At 63.4% G+C, this 19249-nt stretch carries 10 protein-coding genes and 1 pseudogene; 8 read left to right on the plus strand and 3 right to left on the minus strand.

The annotated features are described in order from the left end of the window. The first annotated feature begins 23 nt into the window (after positions 1 to 23). The 8 genes from RN629_RS12535 to RN629_RS12570 all read left to right on the plus strand — a co-directional run bounded on the left by RN629_RS12535 (position 24) and on the right by RN629_RS12570 (position 12094). On the plus strand, positions 24 to 1724 hold the full coding sequence (locus RN629_RS12535) for a phospholipase D family protein (RefSeq protein ID WP_407035495.1): 1701 nt from the start codon (positions 24 to 26) through the stop codon (positions 1722 to 1724). Then, positions 1721 to 4873, plus strand: coding sequence for a helicase-related protein (locus tag RN629_RS12540; protein WP_281124186.1), 3153 nt, complete (start codon positions 1721 to 1723; stop codon positions 4871 to 4873). Before RN629_RS12535 ends, RN629_RS12540 begins: the two co-directional genes overlap by 4 nt. Positions 4874 to 4907: 34 nt before the next feature. Continuing rightward, on the plus strand, positions 4908 to 5849 hold the full coding sequence (locus RN629_RS12545) for a type IV toxin-antitoxin system AbiEi family antitoxin domain-containing protein (protein ID WP_407035500.1): 942 nt from the start codon (positions 4908 to 4910) through the stop codon (positions 5847 to 5849). Then, the gene (locus RN629_RS12550) at positions 5849 to 6682 is read left to right on the plus strand and encodes a nucleotidyl transferase AbiEii/AbiGii toxin family protein (RefSeq protein ID WP_281124189.1); all 834 of its coding nucleotides are present in this window, start codon (positions 5849 to 5851) and stop codon (positions 6680 to 6682) included. Before RN629_RS12545 ends, RN629_RS12550 begins: the two co-directional genes overlap by 1 nt. Before the next feature lie 4 nt (positions 6683 to 6686). Beyond that, positions 6687 to 7328, plus strand: a complete 642-nt coding sequence (locus tag RN629_RS12555; protein ID WP_281124191.1) for a hypothetical protein — start codon at positions 6687 to 6689, stop codon at positions 7326 to 7328. A gap of 49 nt (positions 7329 to 7377) precedes the next feature. Beyond that, the gene (locus RN629_RS12560) at positions 7378 to 11373 is read left to right on the plus strand and encodes an nSTAND3 domain-containing NTPase (RefSeq protein WP_281124192.1); all 3996 of its coding nucleotides are present in this window, start codon (positions 7378 to 7380) and stop codon (positions 11371 to 11373) included. Positions 11374 to 11561: 188 nt separating this feature from the next. Next, a complete protein-coding gene (locus tag RN629_RS12565) occupies positions 11562 to 11807 on the plus strand; it encodes a type II toxin-antitoxin system ParD family antitoxin (RefSeq protein ID WP_281124194.1) in 246 nt (81 codons plus the stop codon). Next, on the plus strand, positions 11807 to 12094 hold the full coding sequence (locus RN629_RS12570) for a type II toxin-antitoxin system RelE/ParE family toxin (protein ID WP_281124196.1): 288 nt from the start codon (positions 11807 to 11809) through the stop codon (positions 12092 to 12094). The genes RN629_RS12565 and RN629_RS12570 overlap by 1 nt, the downstream gene beginning before the upstream one ends. 152 nt (positions 12095 to 12246) lie before the next feature. Here RN629_RS12570 and RN629_RS12575 read toward each other — a convergent pair. The 3 genes and pseudogenes from RN629_RS12575 to RN629_RS12585 all read right to left on the minus strand — a co-directional run. Then, positions 12247 to 14475: pseudogene (locus RN629_RS12575) on the minus strand (strawberry notch C-terminal domain-containing protein); the annotation flags it as partial. 74 nt (positions 14476 to 14549) lie between these two features. Beyond that, entirely contained in the window at positions 14550 to 16421 is a 1872-nt protein-coding gene (locus tag RN629_RS12580; RefSeq protein ID WP_407035496.1) for a reverse transcriptase domain-containing protein, read from the minus strand. Between the two features lie 587 nt (positions 16422 to 17008). Further along, the gene (locus RN629_RS12585) at positions 17009 to 19120 is read right to left on the minus strand and encodes a strawberry notch-like NTP hydrolase domain-containing protein (RefSeq protein WP_407035497.1); all 2112 of its coding nucleotides are present in this window, start codon (positions 19118 to 19120) and stop codon (positions 17009 to 17011) included. Between the last annotated feature and the right edge of the window lie 129 nt (positions 19121 to 19249).

The raw sequence follows: 19249 nt of genomic DNA on the forward strand, positions 1-19249 counted from the left end.
CTGGGTTCGCGATCGATGCGCTTGTGGTCTGCACCTATTCGGCGTCGCTCGATACCGTGCTTTCCTTGCCGGCAGCGATGCTCGCTGATCTGCCCGGTATGGCGAAACGGAAAGCCGGGATTTTTACGGCGGTCGAGTTGGCGGCGCTCAAGCGCGTATGCGATCGGACGCTGATCTTCTGCCAGCGCGGTGCGATTCATCCCGCTGAATATCTGCCTCCGGCGATTATCGAGGCGGAGCGTATGGTCCACGAGGTGAAGGCACCGATGGGCGGCGCCTTCCATCCGAAACTTTGGGTGATCCGGTTCGTCGATCCAGCGACGGGCCGCTCCATGTTGCGGATCGCCATCCTCAGCCGCAACCTGACCGGTGATCGTTCATGGGATCTAGGCATCGTCATGGACAGCCGCGGCGCTCCCGGATCCGGCAAGGGGAATGATATCGGCGCGCTCTTGCGGGCTATGCCGTCCTGGTGCGCACGGCCGCCCGATCAGGGGCAGCTTCGGCTGATCGCGGAGATGGCTCGGGACGTTGAAAGGGCGCGGTGGCGTTTGCCGGACGGTCTTGGCGCGGTGACCTTCCGTGCTTTGGGAACCGGGCCTGGCCGGACATGGGTCCAGCCGAAGAGTGACCGGCTCGTCGTGATCTCGCCGTTCCTGACAGGTCTGGCGCTTCGCCAACTGGCGGGGTCGAGCAAGCAGCCGGTCATCGTCATTTCGCGGAGCGACGCGCTCGATCGGTGCTGGGCTGCCGCACGCGACGGGTTCGCGCGGCAGGCCGTTCTGGCGGTCCCCGACGATCCCCTGCTCGCAGGCAAGGTTGGAGAACTGCACGCCAAAGCCTTGATCTGGGAGACAGGGCGGCAGGCGCGGATGGCGATCGGTTCGATGAATGCGACCAGCGCGGCGATGGACGGGCGCAATGTCGAGGTCATGGCGACATTCGACTGTGGGCGGGCGCTGGGCGAGTCCGGCGTCGATGCCCTGCTCGACCGCCACAGCCTCGGCGCGGTGATCGAGGATTTCGAACCGGCTCAACCGGCCGACGAGAAGCCCGCGCCTTTCGACGATCGCCCCGCGCGCGCCGCGTTGTGCGACGCGAAGCTCCATATCGCCTGCACGGCATGGGACGATGGCTGGCACATCGCGCTGGTGGCCGATGGCAAGGTCGACCCGGCGTTGCCAGAGCTTCTCCCGGGCCTGCGTTTTCGCCCGGCGACGCTATCGGCGAACCGAGCCACCCGGTGCGGGGCGGGGCTTATCGCGGGATCGCCGGCAACTTTTCGCGGCACGCTCGACCTATCGGAGATCACTGGGTTCACGGTGTTCGAGGCGGATGGCGCCGATGGGCTGATTTCGTTCACGCTGAACCTCGAGGTGCGCGGCGTTGATGAAGAGGAGCGACGACACGCGGCGTTACGGGCGCTCCTGCCCGACCGGCAGCATTTTGCCGATTTTTTGCGAATCATGCTGGGCGATTTCACGGGCCTTGAAGGGCTGGCCGGGGGTGATGGGATGGACGGCGGCCCCACAGCCTGGAGGGCGTCTGGTCAGGCGGGGCTTCTCGAACTGCTCATCCGCTGTGCGACGGACGATCCCGAGCGGCTGGGCTCGATCCGGCAGATGCTCGAGAGCTTTGGTCCCGAGGAGCTGGAGACTGTCGCGCCGGAGGATTTCACGGCCCTGTGGTCGTCGGTCATGCGCGCGGCGGGCCATGTATCATGAGCGGTCCGACGCGCTTCCAGCAGCGGACCGCTGCTTACGTCGTCAAACGTTTCTGGGAAGACGCGCTGCCGGCACGGCGCTTTCTCGTTGCCGACGAAGTCGGTCTGGGCAAGACCGTCGTCGCGCGCGAAGTGATAGCCGAGGCGCTTGGACGCCGCGAGGGCAAGGCGATCGACATCGTTTATCTCTGCTCCAGCCAGCCCGTCGCCAGCCAGAATCTCAAGCGATTAAAGGTCCACGGCCATGGTGGCGCGGTCAGTGCGACACGACTGACATTGCTCGCGACCGAGGCACGGTCGGCCGACGGCGTGCGCTATTTCGCGTTGACCCCCGATACCTCCTTCAACGTGACCGGTCGGGCCGGCCATGTTCGCGAGCGGGCGCTGATCTACCTGTGCCTGCGCCGTCACTTTCGGAGTCCCGGCTTTCGCGTGATGATGCAGCAGGTGAACTATGTCAGTTGGCAGGGACGGCTGCATGATCTTCACCGGCGCCCGCCCGATCCGCAGATCGTCGACGCCTTCGCGAACGCAGTATCGACGGATGAGGATCTGTCTGCCGAGATTCGGGCGATCGCATCCGAGGCGTCAGAGGCACGCGACGCCCTCGCGGAGCGCGTGTTCCGGCGGAAGCGGAACCAGGTCATTGGCCGGCTGCGCAAGGAACTTGCGATCGGCAGCGCCGAGGCGCTGGCGAGCAATGGATTGATCATCGTCGACGAATTCCAGCGCTTCTCGCATCTTCTCGATGTGAGCAGGATCGAGACCGATCTCGCGGTCCGGCTTGCCGAGCGTTTGCTGACCGACACGCTTCCGGGACGACGCGTGCTTCTTCTGTCGGCGACGCCCTATCGCCTGCCCGGTGGCGCGCTCGCCCCAGGCGAGAAGCCTTACGATGATTTCGTCGGACTGGTGCGGTTTCTGGCCGGAAGGGATGCGGCCATCGCCCTGGAGAGCGCGCTCGACGCATTTTCGCGTGCGCTCCGGGCGCATCCGCCAGTCGAAGCGGAGGTAATGCAAGCACGCGATGGAGCGCAGGCTATTCTCGGCAAGATCATGAGCCGGACCGAACGTACGGGATCGACGAAGCGGGCGGACGGAATGGTTGCCGAAGACGTGCGGGTTCTGGCGAGCGAGCAGGAAGATTTGGCCGGTGCGATTTCTGCGCGGCGGATCGCGCGGCGGCTGAAAACCCGCGACGGTGTCGAATACTGGAAATCGGCGCCCTACTTTCTCGATTTCATGCGTGAGTATCAGTTCCGGACCGCGTCCGTCGCAGCGACCGGCGGCGATCGACGGTTCGTCGCGAAAGAAGCGAAGCGTGGGAACCTGCTGCTCGATCTGCCTGCATTGCGCCGACTCGATCCGATCGTGGCGCCATCGGCGCGCCTGCGTGACCTGATCCGCGATGCAGTGCCGGCCGGTGTGGAACGGCTTTTGTGGGTGCCCCCCGCCCTCCCCTACATTCATCCCAAGGGGCTGTTTGCCGGGGCACCGGTCGACCTCAAGCGCCTGATCTTCACGGAATGGCGGTTAGCGCCGGACGCGATCTCGGCGATGATCTCCTATGAGATGGAGCAACGGCTTGCCGCGGATCTGCGCGGGACGCGGACCACGCGGATCCGTCGAAACAGTCGTGAAGTGGGTCAGCGGCACATGCGGTTTGGCGAACTGGGCGATACGCTGCGTCTTGGCCGACCGGGCCGGGCTGCGTCGGACCCGACGCTCGGCATGGCGCCACTTGCCTTGCTGCTGCCTTGTGCCGCGCTCGCGGCACTGGGCGACCCGCTATCGTTCGCGCTGAGCGAGGGAGCTGCGGTCGAGCGGAGCGCGCTGCTGGCCGCCGTCCGGAAGCGGATCGTACCAGTCTTGCGATCGCTCGGAGGCGGCGGCCCGGTCGGGCGGATCGATGAACGCTGGTATTGGGCGGCGCCGCTATTGATTGAGGACCGGCAGGCGGTTGAAAGCTGGTTGAGCGCCGATCCTCTTCTCAGCGAGGGTGAAACCGGCCCGGCCGACCTTGATCGTGTCCGCGAGGCGATCCAGGCAGTCCTGGACGACCCGGGGCAACTTGGCCGACGGCCACGCGATCTGGCGGACATGCTCGCGCGCCTTGCGATCGGATCGCCTGGCATATGCGCCTACCGCGCGCTGGCGCGAACATCGCGGGGAGAAGTTGCCGGCAGCACGCTTCGGCGGGGCGCTTTCCATATCGCCCGTGGGTTTCAGACGCTGTTCAATCAGGGTGAGGCGACTGCTGCGGTTCAGCTCCAATATCCAGGGCGCAAGCGCGTCTATTGGCGCCAGGCCCTTGAATATTGCATCGATGGCAATCTGCAGGCGCTGCTTGACGAACATCTGCATTTTGAAGCCGATGGCCTCTCCATGTTCGAAGGAACTGCGGAGGAAAAGCTCGAGAAAGCCGCGAAGGCGGTCCATGGCGCGTTGACGCTGCGCCGGGCTTCCATCGAGGTGCGCGGGCTGGAGCGGCGGCGGCGGCGCGGCAAGAACGGACAGGATGTCGAAGGTGTTCGGCTGCGGTGCCGGCATGCGCTGCGATTTGCCGAGATCAAGGAAGCCAACGGCGCCGTCAGCCGTTTGGACGCAGTCCGGTCCGCGTTCAACTCGCCGTTTCGGCCATTTCTGCTGGCATCGACCGCCGTTGGCCAGGAGGGCCTGGACTTCCATCCCTGGTGTCATGCGGTCGTGCACTGGAATTTGCCAGGTTCTCCCGTCGAGCTCGAGCAGCGTGAGGGCCGGGTTCATCGGTACAAGGGCCATGCGGTGCGGCTGAATGTCGCGCGCGGCATTGGCCTGTCCGGGCTGGTTGCGGCAGGCGTCCAGGGTGATACGGATCCATGGAGCGACATGTTCGTCCTAGCTGCGCAACAAGACTTGGAGAGCGATCTCGCGCCCTGCTGGGTGTTCGAGCGATGTGCCGAGCCGGTCCAGATCAAAAGGATCGTGCCGGTGCTCGACTGGAGCCGGGAACATGACGCATGGCCGCGGCTGCGCAACCGGCTGGCCACCTATCGACTGGTGATGGGAATGCCGCGTCAGGACGATCTGCTCGAGACCCTGGAGCGTAACGGCATCACGCCGGATCAGGCTCGGGCTTGGAAGATCGACCTGTCACCGCCCAGTTGCTGAGCTCTCGTTTGCAACGGTTGCTCGCCCCGTGTCGATGTCGAACTATATTCGGCGCGCAATTCGCGTCAGTCTAAGAGACGCCATTGCCAGGAAATATAATTTCCGTTATATCGAACGCGCAGAACGTCGCTCCATGAGGTGTGAATTGCGCGAAACATCTAACCTCAAGACGCTGGGTCCGCGCGCTGCCCAGCTCGTCGTGGAGCTCAACGAGCGGCGCCAGCAGATTTTCTCGCTCGCCGATGTTACGGACATCACCGGGCTTAATCCGCCCTCGGCGCGCAATCTTGTCGCCAAAGCAGAGGCACGCGGCGTCGTTACGCGTCTCAAGCCGGGTCTCTACAATCTGGTGCCGTTCGAGCGTGGCCGCGACACCGAGCATGTCGGCAACCCCTACCTCATCGCCAGAACCCTGGTCGGCGATGCGCCCTATTTCATCTCGCACGGCAGCGCGCTCGAGTTGCATCGCATGGTCACCCAGCCGCAACTGGCGATTGTGGTGTCCTGCGCCAAACGCCTGCGTCCGCAGCATATCCACGGCTATGAATTCCGCTTCGTCGAGGTTCGGCCGGAGGACTTTTTCGGTCTTGCCCAGATCTGGATCACTTCCGAAGAGCAGGTCATGGTCAGTGATCCGGAACGCACCGTCATCGATGGCCTGGACCATCCGCAATATGTCGGCGGCGTCACCGAAGTCGCCAAGGGCCTCTGGATGAAGCGTGACACGCTGCGGATCGATCATCTGATCGACTACGCGCTTAGGCTCGGCGTCGGCGCGGTGATCCGCCGCCTCGGCTATCTGCTCGAATATTATGATCTGGCTGACCCGGGTGTGCTGGAGCCGTTGCGCGCGCGGCTGACCCCGACCTATCAGCGCCTCGATCCGTTATTCCCCAACGAGGGCCGGATGATCGCGCGCTGGCGCCTTCGGCTCAACATCGAGCCCGACGAACTCGATCTGGTCCGGAGCAGTTGATGATCCCCCAACGCGACTTGTCCCGCATCGCCAACACTCTGCGTTCATCCGGCGGCCGTCGTATTCCCGAGGCGGTGATCGAGCGCGACTATTGCCTGGCGTGGTTCCTGACCGGTCTGGCCCAGCATTCCCTGCGCGACTATCTCGCCTTCAAGGGCGGCACGGCGCTCAGGCGCTGCTGGTTCGAGAATTATCGCTTCTCCGAAGATCTCGATTTTTCGTTGATCAAGCCGATCGAGCTCGACGCGATCTTGTCCGGTCTGAACGAGATTTTCGCCCTTGTTGAGACAGCGTCGGGAATCAGCATGGCGTATGACCGGCCTGATCGGCATGGCCATCAGAATACTCACACCTTCTATTTGAGCTACAAGGGGCCCCTGCCCGCGCGCAGCGATGTAAAGGTCGATATCACGATCAACGAGGTGTTCTGCTTTCCTCTCGCCGAGCGACCGATCCTGCGGACTTTCGAGGAGTTTTCCGATCTGCCCGATGGACCGACCGTCCTGGCCTATGGCCTGGCGGAGATTTTCATCGAAAAGCTGGCCGCCCTGTCCGACAAGGCGCGTACCGAACCACGCGACCTCTATGACCTCTGGAACCTGCTCGACGAGCATGACATTCGCCCCGCGGAATATCTTGCCGAGTTCACGCAGAAACTTGCCCTTCGCGGTCGCCCGCCCGGTGGCGTGACGGCGACGATCGCCGCCAAGGAGAAGCGCCTAAGCACGCTGTGGACGGCGCGCTTGCAGCATCAGATGAGCGATCTGCCCGAATTTAACGGGGTGTTCCGCGAAGTGATGCGCGTGCTGCGCGAAGCCGAGCTGCCGGAATAGGGCGATGACACAACAAGAAACTTTCCTTGAGACCCTTGCTCGACAGCTCGCGCCGCGGGCGGCGTCCTTGACGCTGCCCTGGCCACAACCGGGTCAGCCGGCAGGGTTTCGGACCTTCGAGACCTTGTCAGAATGGAGGTTGTGTGTGGAAGATCTTGGCCTGCGCCAAGGGATTCCCGAGATCGTCGCAGCGAAGTATCGGCGGGCGCAAAAGCTCTATCTGCTGGCCTGGGTCGATATCGATCTGATCAAGGCCGGAGAACTGGTCGCCCTCACGGCTCTCGAGTTGGCGCTGAACGACTGCTACGGTGACAAGGTCCCTGCTCGCGGTAAGCCGCGCAAGCCGAGTATGATGCGCAAACCTCCGATCAAGGCGTTTGCCGATCTGCTCGACCATATGGTGGTCCAGGACGGCCTGACCGACGCGCAGATCCCGATGATTGCCCGCTATGGCGGGACCGTGGTGGATCGCTTGCGTCTCGATCGCGAAGGCGGCCCACCGGCCGCGCGACCGACGCTGTCGGAGATCCGCAACGACCTCGCGCATGGTTATCCGTTTGACGGCTTTCCCCGCAGCGACATCCTCGAATTGGTGCGCGACCTCATCGAATATGCCTATCGCGACTTCGGCACGGCGGCGGTGTGATGACAGGATCAGATCGAGACTGCGCGCAAGAGCAGGATAGATATTTCTGATGGCGCTTCCTGCTCAGCCCGGCGGGCCGATCCGTCCGGTCAATGCGGCGGCGCCCCCGCGTGGCGGGGCCGCAGCGCTGGAGGGTTTTCATTACCAGCTCGACGTGTCGATCCTGGCGGCGTTGGAACTGCTCCTCGTGAAGAAGCTGGCGTCGCACATCACGCTTGAGCCGGCGAACGAAGAGGACCTGGAGGCGGACCTCCAGCCTGCGGTTCCAGGCAGGGTCTCGTCGTCGGCAGCCATCGGTGGCTACAGACTGATCGTCCAGACGAAGCTGCGTTCGACGGGGCCATGGCAGATCCAGGATTTCGAGGCGCTTCTGCAGCACGGCGTGCAGCGCCCGCCCGCAGCCGTCCAACTCGAAACGCCGACGAACCGGTATCTGCTGGTGACGAGTGCCGACGTTTCGGGTGTACTGCGAGACCTGATGGTCGGTGATTTCGGGGAATGGCCGGATACGGGGCGATTTCCGGCCCACCTGCGAACGGTGCTCCCGCCTGCCCCCGAAGGCCGGGTCGCGATCTGGGCGGGCGCCACAGCCTGGGTGATCGATCGCATGATCCGTGAGCACCTCGGCGATTTTCTTGGGATTGCGCATGATCGGCTCGATCGTTGCCGCGGCCGACTGAGGGAGGAAGCGTCGATACGCATGCGCGGAAATCGTCCGGGCATCTGGACGCGCGCAGATCTGATCGGGCTTATCCGGGAACATGGCGGCTATCTCGCGAGCGCGCCCGAACTCGAGACATTCGTCGAGCCCTCCAATTGGGATGTGCTGTTGGGCAGGCTGGAGCGGGATCACGCGGTCGTGATTGCCGGCCCATCGGGAACGGGGAAGACCCGCACCGCGCTTGCACTGATCGCGGCCTTGCAGCGCAGGATACCGGAGTTGAGGGTCGACACCGTCGTGGCCGATCCAGCGTCCACGCGGACGGTCGTACATAGCGGTCCGACGCTATTTTATATCGAGGATCCGTGGGGGCAATATAGACTGCGTGGAGGCTCGGAGGCCTGGACCGATCAGTTGCCGCGGATGCTACGGGACGCGCGCGGCGATCGGATGTTTGTCGTCACCAGTCGCTCGGATATGCTGGGGCTGGCACGCGCCGACACAAATCTGAAGCGCTGGTCGGTTCTGCTGGATGCAGACCAGTATGACGGTGCGCCGCTGGCGCGAATCTACGACCTGCGTCTGAACGGGCTGGCGGTCGGCCTGCAGGGGCGTGCCGACAGATTCCGGGCGCGGGCCCTGGAGGCCCTTGAGACCCCGCTGGAGATTGACCAGTTTTTCGACCATTTCGCTGCCGGGCCAGAGGACGGCGAGGTCGACGAGGCATTTTACCGGAGGATTTTGGATCTCTCCCATCGCGACGCGATCGAAGGCGTTGTCCTGCGTCAGGTGGAGGCGATCGACAGCGCAGGATGGACGGCGATCGTCTGGGCGTTGCTGGCCACGTCGTCGGGCTTCGATCGAGAACGGCTTGTCGACATACAGCGTGCCCTGCGGTCGGATCGGGCCTTCGAAGATGGCCTTGATCGGTTCGTCAACACGCTCGTCGCTGCGCGGCATCTTCGGCAACCAGAGAGTGCAATCAGCTTTGCGCATCCGAGCGTGCGCGCCGGGCTGGAAGAGGCGATGCGTGCACAGCCCGGGCGCGCCTGCCGGGCCATCGAGCTATTGGTGGCGAGCCTGTCCGGTTTGACCGGTACCGCGCGGGGCTGGGGTCTGGAGACTGCGGCGCTCGTCATTCGCGCGGCTCGCAGGGAAAATTATTTGAATTTCGTCGCGCCTGCGGGCGCGATGGTGGCGATCGATCCGTGGCTGGCCGAGGGTCTGATTGATCCGCAATCGGATTTTCGCGCGCTGCTTCAGCTTGCCGCCGATGTCGGGGCACCCGCCAATCCGCCCGCCGAGCTTGCGCGATGGTTCGTGTTGGGCGTCCGGCATGGCGGTGACTTTTTCAATGATGACTGGGTCGCACCGACCTATCCGGATGCCTGGTATACTGCGATTGCGGCGGACCCACGCTCTCGGATCATCAGCGAAAGGTTCATCCGTGATATCCTGCCGCATGAGCGTGATAGCTACGGTGCCGACTTTTTGGAGTTGCTGGATCGGATTGCACCCGATCTGACGAGGGCCTTTATCGATGCCGCGCTCTCGGCCACGGGCGGCGGATTCGACAACAACTATGAGACGATCGCCGCCGGCGCCCTTGGCGACGCGCATGGCTACGAGGTGGTTGTCACGGCAAGCCTCGATGAGGTGTCGGCGTCGTCGAGGCAGTGGCGGGAGACAGGGCTTGTTCGCAAGCTCGAGGTCGAGAATGGCGAGTTCGACCAGGCCTATGAGGAACATTGGGAGGAGTCCTATCAGGAAGACGGCTATGCCGCCGGGGTCTTTCTCACGGCTTATGTCGAGCATATGCGTGATCGCGAGGGGTGGCTCGCCCTGGCGACCCATCCCCGCGGCGCCGAGCTTTCTTGGTGGTGGTCGGGGGCGTTGCTCGCCAAGGACGCCGTTTCGGAACCGGATGAACTGCGGGCATTGCTCGCGCTCGCGCGCGTGGACGATGTTGAGGCGCGCGCCTGGGATGCCGTTCGCAGGCAATGGAGCGCCGATCTTGAGTCGGATTTGATCCAGCGGATCTGCGAGTGTTCAGCGGACCAGGATTTGCGGGATGCACTTGCTCAAATCCTGGCCGGTGTGTCGCCGCGTTTGATCGCGGTCTGTCTGACGGAGAGCGCCCTGCCCCCGCACGAGTGTGTGATGATCGTGCATGACCTGTCCCGGACGGACGCGGCGCGGGACGAGGCCAGCGGGCGGGTCGTGGTGGAAGAGGCCGTGGCGCCAGCGGGGTCCGCCATGGTCGAGTTGTTTCAGGCCTTCCTCGCATCGCCGGGTGCCGCCGGTGAGCTTAGCGCCGACGCCCGGGCATTGATTGCGGCGGCTGTGCCCGAAGTTTCTGATCTCGCGCTTGATCGGCTGATAGACGTGCAACTGGCGAACGGCATTTATGACATTGACGCCGTGCAGCGCTTGTCGACTATCGCGACTGACGCGGCCGTCGCACGACGGGCGGTAGAAGCGGCGGCTGCGATCGGCCGGGTGGACGGCCTGGAACTTGGCCTGGTCTCCCGTTTCGCCGACGCGCGCCAGGTGACGATGGAAGCCTTGTGCCGCAATGCGATGACGCCCTTTCCGCCGTCGATTCTCGTCCTTCGCGAGGATAAGGGCCACCGTGTGCGGCGATCGCTGGTCGCTCAGCTAAGGGCTCATCCTCATGCTGATCATGTTGCGTCGCTCATCCATCTCCTCGGCGATCGGTGGTCAGACGCCGAGCCATATCGGGAAGAGCCGGCCTCTTATCCGATCGCCAGGGCGGCAGCCGCGGCCCTGACGGACTATGGACCGCTCGACGCAGGCATTTGTGATGCCCTTATTGGAACGGCGGACCGCACCGAAGATCGGTTGCTGGGTATTGAGGCCTTGAAGGTTGCAGCCAACTTCGGTCCGCCTGGCGCTCAGGAAGCGATATGGACATTGGCGTCCGACCCGGAGCCGCGTTGGGTTCGCGTCGATGCGATAGACGCCCTGACAGCTGCGGCGTCGGTAGCCCCGGCTATTCTCGAGGCGATCACGCCGCGGTTTCTGCTCAGAGCGCCGGCGCCCATCGCCGCTTCGGCTATCGTGTTGCTGGCCACCCATGGTGAGCTCGACAAGGCCGTTGAAGCCCTGGAGCGAGTGGCGCAGGCGCCAATGCAGCGCGCCCTGCTGCTGGTGGGAATTCGACGCCTGGCGGTTCGTGATCCGGATACCGCGGCGCGATTGCTGACGATGTTGCCGGACGGCCATCCCGGCCGACGCCTGTTGGAGCTGGAGGCGGGCGAGCGTCTGCCGCATAACGTGCTGGATGATCTCGGTCATATCCGGATTCGCAATGCTGCCGCTGTCTGGTTGAAGGACGTGATCGGAACAGCCCCGGCCGTTTAGGCCGTAGAAACTGTTCCAACAAGCGATAGCGGTCGGCGAAAAGGACAGCGCACCGGCGTCGCGCGTTGCTCATTTGGTGGACCTGCTCCTCTCCGGCATGCGCGTGCGTTGATGAGTCCGGTGATCCGGATTGCCGTGTAATACTTTTTGGTATATGTGAATGTTGCTGTGAAATTGGAAGGGTAGCGATGGCCCGCAATACATCCGTAACGATTGGAGACCACTTCACCGGCTTCATAAGCGAGCAGGTGCAAGCAGGGCGTTATGGGTCAGCCAGCGACGTCATTCGGGCCGGGCTGCGGCTCTTGGAAGAGCATGAAGCCAAAATAAAGGCGCTGCAGGACGCCTTGATCGCCGGGGAACAATCCGGAGAACCACGCCCCTTCGACTTCGAGGCATTCAAAGCCCGCAAGCGGGCGGGGTATGAGGGCTGATGAAGGCTCTTGCCTTCTCGCCTGCGGCGGAAGCGGATATCGAAGGTATTTGGGACTACAGCGCCGACAATTGGGGACCAGATCAGGCCGACCGCTACATCGACGAAATTCGCGACGTCTGCCATACGTTGGCGGCCGGCGCGAAGCGAGGAAGGGTGGTTGATGTGCGGCCCGGATATCTGAAGTTTTCGACCCGGTCGCACATGATCTATTTTCGCGACCACGGTGACCGGTTGGAGATCATGCGCATCCTGCACGGTAGGCAGGATGTGGAGCGGCATCTGTAGTCACTATCGCCGGGGATGCTTCTTCTCCCATTGGGGAAAGAGATTGGAGTTCAATTCCAGATTGTCCCACTGCCCAACGGGCCGATGGACTTTCAGCGCGGCGGGGCCTTTCACGACGCTCGCCGTGGTCAGCGCACTGGTATGCGCCGGGTTCAAACAGCCGGCGCGACGATGCGATCGATGATCTTCGGAGCCAGATCGGCCGGCACGAACATGCGCGCCTTGTACGCTATGATCTCGACGAAGCATCCGAGCGATTTCAGCCACTCGCGCCGCTCGGGCGGGAAGTCCCGGACTTCCAGTCGGCGCTGTCCATTGACCAGCGCCGTGACCAGGCGCGCGTCGCCGAATCCTGGCAGCGGTGCCCCGGCGCCGTCCCTGGCGGCGGCGATGATCTGGTGCGGCGTGAGGCGGAGTTCCGCGTCGATACCGAAGGCGGACGCGAGAGCGCCGATGGCGTGGTCGGGGACGATGCGCCCGAGGAGACTGTTGCCGCCTTCGTCCGACACGCGCCATACGCGAACATCGTCGGTGGGCAATTTGTGCCAGACCGGCAGGAGCAGGCCGGTTGCGATACTGATCGTCTCTATATCGACCTTCGATTGCGCTTCGACGGCTTCTTCGTCCCAGCGCGACTGGAAATCGGCTGGTTCGATCGAGGTCCAGTGTGAATGCCATAGCGACGCTGCATCAAGGCGATCGCTGCCGGTCGGGCGCACCATGCGACACATCGGAATGATGCGGCCTTCCTCGTCGGTGACGGACCAGGATGGGACGCGCAGCGCCACACGTTCGGATCGGCTGTTCCACAGATAGCCGATGTCGGGAGTCTCGCCCCAGACCGTCATCAATCGGTGAAAACTGGTCGCATGGCGTTTGATGTGGAGTTCGAGACGCTGCAGGCGGGTTTCGGCGCCGGTGACCGGGTCGCGCCGGAGAAGCTGGTCGTCGAGACGGATGATCTTCTCGGCGAGGATGGTTTCGACGCCGACATCGAGGGTGCCGGCTTCGCGTGCCGCGTCGACTCGGGCCTGGATGAGGCCGAGATATTCCTCAAAAATGGCGTTCTGGGTGGCAATACGCAGCGCGAGAATGCGGTTCAGCCAGCGTTGGATCGGCGGAAGATGCTCGAGCAGCGAACCGTCGTCGGCATTGACGAGCTTCAGCCCCGTGAGTTCAACGAAGGCTTCAAGCGTCGTGCTGGCGAGCTTGCCGTCGTGGAGCAGATGATACCATTGATTGAGTGCTTCGCGGGCATAATCGCTTTCGAGATTGTCGGCCGGGTCGAACAGGTTCTGACCGCCGGTCTGTCGCTGGCCGCGCGTGAGCGCCCCCAGGCTGTCGAGTCGACGCGCGATGGTGGAAATGAAGCGGCGTTCCCCCTTGCAGTCGGTGGTGACGGGGCGGAACACCGGGGGCACGGTCTGGTTGGTTCGGTGCGTGCGACCCAGCCCCTGGACGGCGGCGGCCGCGCGCCAGCCTGGTTCGAGGAGGAAATGGATGCGGCGTTTCCCAGCGCTTTTGGCGTTGCGCTCGGCATGATAGCTGCGCCCGGTGCCGCCCGCGTCGGAGAAGACCAGCACGGCCTTGCGCCCGTCCTGAAAGGCGTCGGCGTCGGCGATGCTCGCACGGGCGCCGCGCCGTTCGAGCTTCTGGCGCCCGGTCCTGTCGACAATGATACGGCGGCTGCGGCCTGTGACTTCCGCGACGGCGTCGGTACCAAAATGCCGGAGCAGGGAGTCGAGGGCTGCTGGGATAGCCGGCATGGAACAAAGCTGCTCGATCAGATTGTCGCGGGCGCGGATTGCCTCCTGACAATGGACGGGGTTGCCATCCTCATCGACCATAAGCTCCGACCGTAGGTCACCCCCATCGGTGCGGAAGGTCCGCATCTGCCGCGTGGGAAAGCCGCTGCGCAGATACTCGATCAGCGTGTCGAGCGGTGACAGCTCAAGGTCCAGGCTCGCGCGTTCTTCGTCGGAGAGACCTGCAAGGCGTCGATCGAGGATCGCTTCCGCCGTGGTGACAAGCTGGACGACTGCCGCGTGACCGTGGCCGATCTCGGCCTCGATAGCCTTAACGAGGGTCGGCATCTTGAGCGCGACCAGCAGGGCCGAAAAGAAGCGCTGTTTCGAGCTTTCGAAGCGGCTGAGGGCGGAACTGCGCGCCTGGGCATTAAGGACATCGCCCGACATGCGATCGACGATGCCGGAGGCTTTCAGCACCTCGTCGAGATTTCGGTGGATGATGCTCCAGCTGTCCGCAAATGCATCGTAGATATCGATCTGGTCAGCGGTCAGTTGGTGCTCGAGCGCTTCATATTCGACGCCGGCGAAGCTGAGCGCCCGGGCGGTGTAAAGGCCCATCGCTTTCAGGTCGCGATTGGGTCGGGGGGATGCGCCTCGTGAGAGGACACATCTCCCCCGCCCACCGAACCGGACGGGATACTTTCGCATCATCCGGCTCTCCAGTCCTGCGTGTCGATAACCGTTTGCCGTGTCAGCTTCCCGGCATGGAGCGCCCTGTGACAAGGCCGGCAGAGAACGACGCGTTTACGTCGCCGTGCCGCCGCGACCTGTTGCCAAAGCTCGGACCCCTTCATGTCCCGCATTCGCCGAACATGATGGACCTCACATGGCTGGTCCTGCCTGCCGCAGTATTCGCATGCGTTGGCCCGTAGGCGATCGAGTACGTCCGATCGTGCCTTCGTAAATTGCACGACTGGCCGTATGTCGACCGCCTGACCGAGCTTAGGCAATTGATCGATCTCCTTCATCTTGAAGACCGACGCCCCACGCTCCTTCCCGCCCATTTTGACAGAAACCGCAAGGTCTGTCCCGCTTCTGAGTTGATGCACGACCTTGTTGACCGACGACCGGTACTTACTTGCCAAGGTCCGCAACAAGCTGGTCCTCCAAAGGAAGTAAAGCTTGTTGAGGCTGTGCTTGACGAAATATGCGAGCCGGTAATAGTTCGCAAAGCCGCGCATCTCGGCGTTGTATGCCAGCACGATCTCCAGCGCAGAGCTGTCGATCAGATAGGCACGATGGACCGCCCGGAGACGCCCCAGATCGCCATACCCTTTTTCACGGTTGAACCTCACGATCCTGTTTTGCGGAACGAGAAGGCGGACACGGTCGCCGGGCGAGCGCATGAGCACCACCCGACCACCGATACGTGTTTTCCGTAGCCTGTTGGCCGTGGCGGTTTTCACGCCGTAGCCGAGGAACAGGGTTCCGGTCGTTGCCTTGCTTATCCCGCTCTTTTCCGCCGATGCTTCGAGACGCAACTCGTCCCGCAAAAAGTCCGTGACGCGTTGCATGATGTCCCGGGCATCGGCTTTGCTGCCGATGACGCCGATAAGGAAATCATCAGCATATCGACAGAAGAGCAGCCGTCGGTAGTTCGGGTCGAACCCATCCTTCGACGGCGTGGATCGCCGTTCTGCTTCGAGCTTCGCCACCTTTTGCTTCAGCCGATCTGCCTCGACCGTCCGGCCTTCAGCGTAGAGGACATCAGCTTTCTGGCGGTTCAGCCGTATGGCCGTTGCTAAGGTCCGGTAGCGCCGGGTGAAAGCCCGCATTCTACCCTTATCGAACCGCGCTTTCTCCTGCTCCAGAAACTCGTCGAGTTCATGAAGATAGATGTTGGCGAGGATCGGGGATACGATACCACCTTGCGGCGTACCGCTCATGGTCGCGTGGAATTTCCACTCTTCCATGTATCCGGCCTTTAGCATCCCTTCGACGACCTTGATGAAACGTTTGTCGTCGATCCTTTTCTTGAGAAGGTTCAGAAGGATGCGATGATCGATGTTGTCGAAGAACCCGACCACATCGACATCAACGAACCATTTTACACCCGTCCAGCCGTTCTTGATCTTATCCAGCGCGGTATGGCAGGATCGGCCACGCCGGAAGCCGTGCGAATGAACGCTGAAAACAGGTTCATACACGACTTCCAGCAACAGCTTCACCACGCCCTGAACGAGCTTGTCATCGGCGGTAGGCACACCCAACGGGCGCTTCTTTCCGTTGGCCTTGGGAATATAAACCCGGCGGACAGGGGTAAATCGGTAATCCCCCGCACTGATCCGCGCGATGAGGTTCTCGACCCGCTCGGATGAGAAGCCATCGAGCGTGTTGTTCGTCACACCACGCGTGAGCGCGCCCTTGTTGGACGCCATCTCGGCATAAGCTTTCTCCCAAAGGATACGGCTTTGCATCAGGCGCGAGAGACCATTGATCCTCTTTCCCTGCCGGGTCAGGTTACCGATGGTTCCCAGCCTTTTGTACACGGTATCGGGTAGCATCAGCACATCCACCATGTTTCTTTGACTGGTCCTGCAAGTCCTGCCGTCCTTCACCCGGCTTCGGAAATCCCGTCTCCGGTTGCCCGGAGCCTTTCATCCTTCGACCGTCCTCCCGAAGAGGAAGGCTGTCCTGCCCATTACGGCAAGCGTTCGGCTACTATGACGGCTCTGTCGCCATGCGGGTCGTTGACTGGGTCAACGCCCGTTTAGGCGATCCCGTGTTTACGCAATCGAGGAGATACAGCACGGACAGGTGCCCCGTTCGTCCCTTTGATCCCCCTGATAGAGGGCAGGCCGCGTCGGCTGGACCGGGAGCGTGTCGCACGGATGCTCCCTTCATCGATGGCCCCTAGTCCGAGGACCATCTTCAACGCGGTGCGACGTGACAGCCATTGCTACGCCGCTGTGGAACTTAACGCCCTGAGGACTGGGGTTCAGGCAATTCAGCTTTCACCATACGTGCCTTGCGCTGATCCTCCCGGCATACAATGGCTTCTGCCGCTTGGACCTTTTCCCGACATGCTATGGTCCCGTTCCCCTTTCGAGGTTTCAGCCGATTCATCGTCGGCACCGGTGAGTCGGGGGCGCATGGATTCTTCCAGCTATCCAGATGACATGTCATCACTCCTTTCAATCGCGCCACCACGGCGCACGGCGACGATTTCCATGGCGGCAATGCCCCCTTCGTCCATCGCCGCCATGAAGGCGTTCCGGTCGGGAAAGGCTGTGCCTGGTCCCCATAGGCCGAGACGCGCGGCGTAGCAGAGATTGGAGGGGTCGGTGGCCCCGGTCGCGGACAGATAGAGGATGCGAGCGCGTGGCTGCGCGTTTTGAAGACGGACACCGGTTAGTCCCTGTTCCGAGCCCTTTGCGGCGCCGAATTGCGTCTCGGTGCCGGCGGCATTGGCGAGCGCGTGGGCCTCGTCGATCACGATGATGCCGTCGAAATCCTCCCCGAGCCAGTCGAGGATCTGCTGGAGCCGGGAGGCTTCATCATGCCGCTGGGAGCGTAATGTGGCATAGGTGCAAAAGAGGATTCCGGACGGCATTGCGATCGGCTTGCCCAGCGGGAAGACGTCGAGCCCCTGAACGTCGACGGAGAGGCCACCAAGGGCGGTCCAGTCGCGCTTCGCTTCGACCTCCAGCGCGCTGCTCTTCGAGAGATAGACGGCCTTACGGCGTCCCTGGCACCATTGGTCCATGATGCAGCCGGCCGCCTCCCGCCCTTTACCGACGCCGGTGCCATCGCCGATATAGAAACCGGTGCGGTACGCCTTGCCGTTTTCGTCCTCGATCAGGCGATCGCCGGCGGCGTTAGCCCGAAAGCGCCCAGGCAGGTCGCGCTCGAAGGCGTCGCCGGCCTGGATGATGACCTCAAGCTGGGCGTCGGAAAGCGCTCGGACGGTGCGGTCGGGCAGCATCGGGCGGTAGCGCGGCGCGGGCGGCGGCACGGAAGCCATCGCCAGCGACTCGACCAGGGCGTCGGGATGGGGATTGGCACCATCGATATCGATGCGTGCGAGCCGCCAGGGTGCATAGATCCCGCTGGCCTCGCCGGCGGGGCGGATCTCGTCTCGGACGCGATACGCGAGCGGGGCGATGGGTGATGGCGGCGGGGCTGTCGGCGTGGGAGCAGTGAGTGCCTTGGTCGTCAGGCCGCGCAGCAATCCATTTGAAGCAGGCCGGGTCGGCAGGCGGGGTCTGATTCCGGCAGCGGCCGGCGCCGGCGGCGGCTGGTCAAGCGTGAGGCGCGGCGGCAGAGCCAGGACCAGCGGCAGTGCAGCTTCCAGATTGGCCGCGCGGTGATGTTCGGTGGCGCCTGACCAGCCCTTGTCGAACACCAGCAGGCGGACATTGATCGAGGTGCCATGTTTCGCATAGGGGCTGCCTTCGATGTCGATCTCGACGCGCGGCGTCGCGACCTCGCAGACCGCCTCATAACCAGGGCCTCCGGTGTTGGCGCGGGCGAAGCCCGGGGACATGATCGCGACACAGCGCCCGCCTGGGGCAAGTCGCAGCAATGCCGACCGGAGATGACGCGCGCCGGCGTGCCGGTCATGCCCGCGTGATACGCTGCGGCTGAAGGGCGGGTTGATCAGCACTGTTGTCGGACGTGCCGTGGCGGGCAGGAGATCGTCGATATGCTCGCCATCATGATCGGTAACAGGCTGACCGAGCGCCTCGCAGAGCAGCGCCGCGCGCTGGGGATCGCGCTCGTTGAGGATGAGGGAGGCGCCTGCACGGGCCGCGTAGACTGCCAGCAAGCCGGTGCCGGCGGAAGGTTCGAGAACGCGGTCGGTCTTGTCAATGGCGGCGGCCATTCCGGCGAGCCAGGCGAGGGTTAGCGGCGTGCTGAACTGCTGCAGATCGACCTGGCGTTCAGAGCGGTAGGTCTGCGTCGGGAGGGAGCGCTCGAGCGACTGGAGGGAACGAAACCGATCCTGCGGGGTCGCGCCGGAAAGATGGCGGCAGTCGCGCGCGCGGAGGAGGAGTACCTGCGCTGTTTCGAGCGCTTCATAAGCATCTCGCATCGACCAGGCCCCGGAAGCGTCGGTGCCGCCGAAGCCTTGCGTCATCAACTTCTGCAGGGCCTGTCGGCTGATCGTACCCTGCCGATGGAGCAGTTGATGGATCGAGCGGGCGACGGTGATCAGGGTCGCGTAAGGGCGATCAGCGGGATCGGGCGGTATGAGCGCGAGCAAGGGCTGGGACATGAGGGATTCTCCTGATGGCGGGCGCATGGCGCACCACATCCGTTCCCGCCCCCTCCCCTCACGGTGGCGATTGGTGACGGGTGCAGGTCGAGCGGAGCGCGGCGATGGCGAAGATGCCCGGCAGCCGGC

This window comes from Facivitalis istanbulensis (genome assembly GCF_040560405.1).
GTDB lineage: Bacteria > Pseudomonadota > Alphaproteobacteria > Sphingomonadales > Sphingomonadaceae > Sphingomonas > Sphingomonas istanbulensis.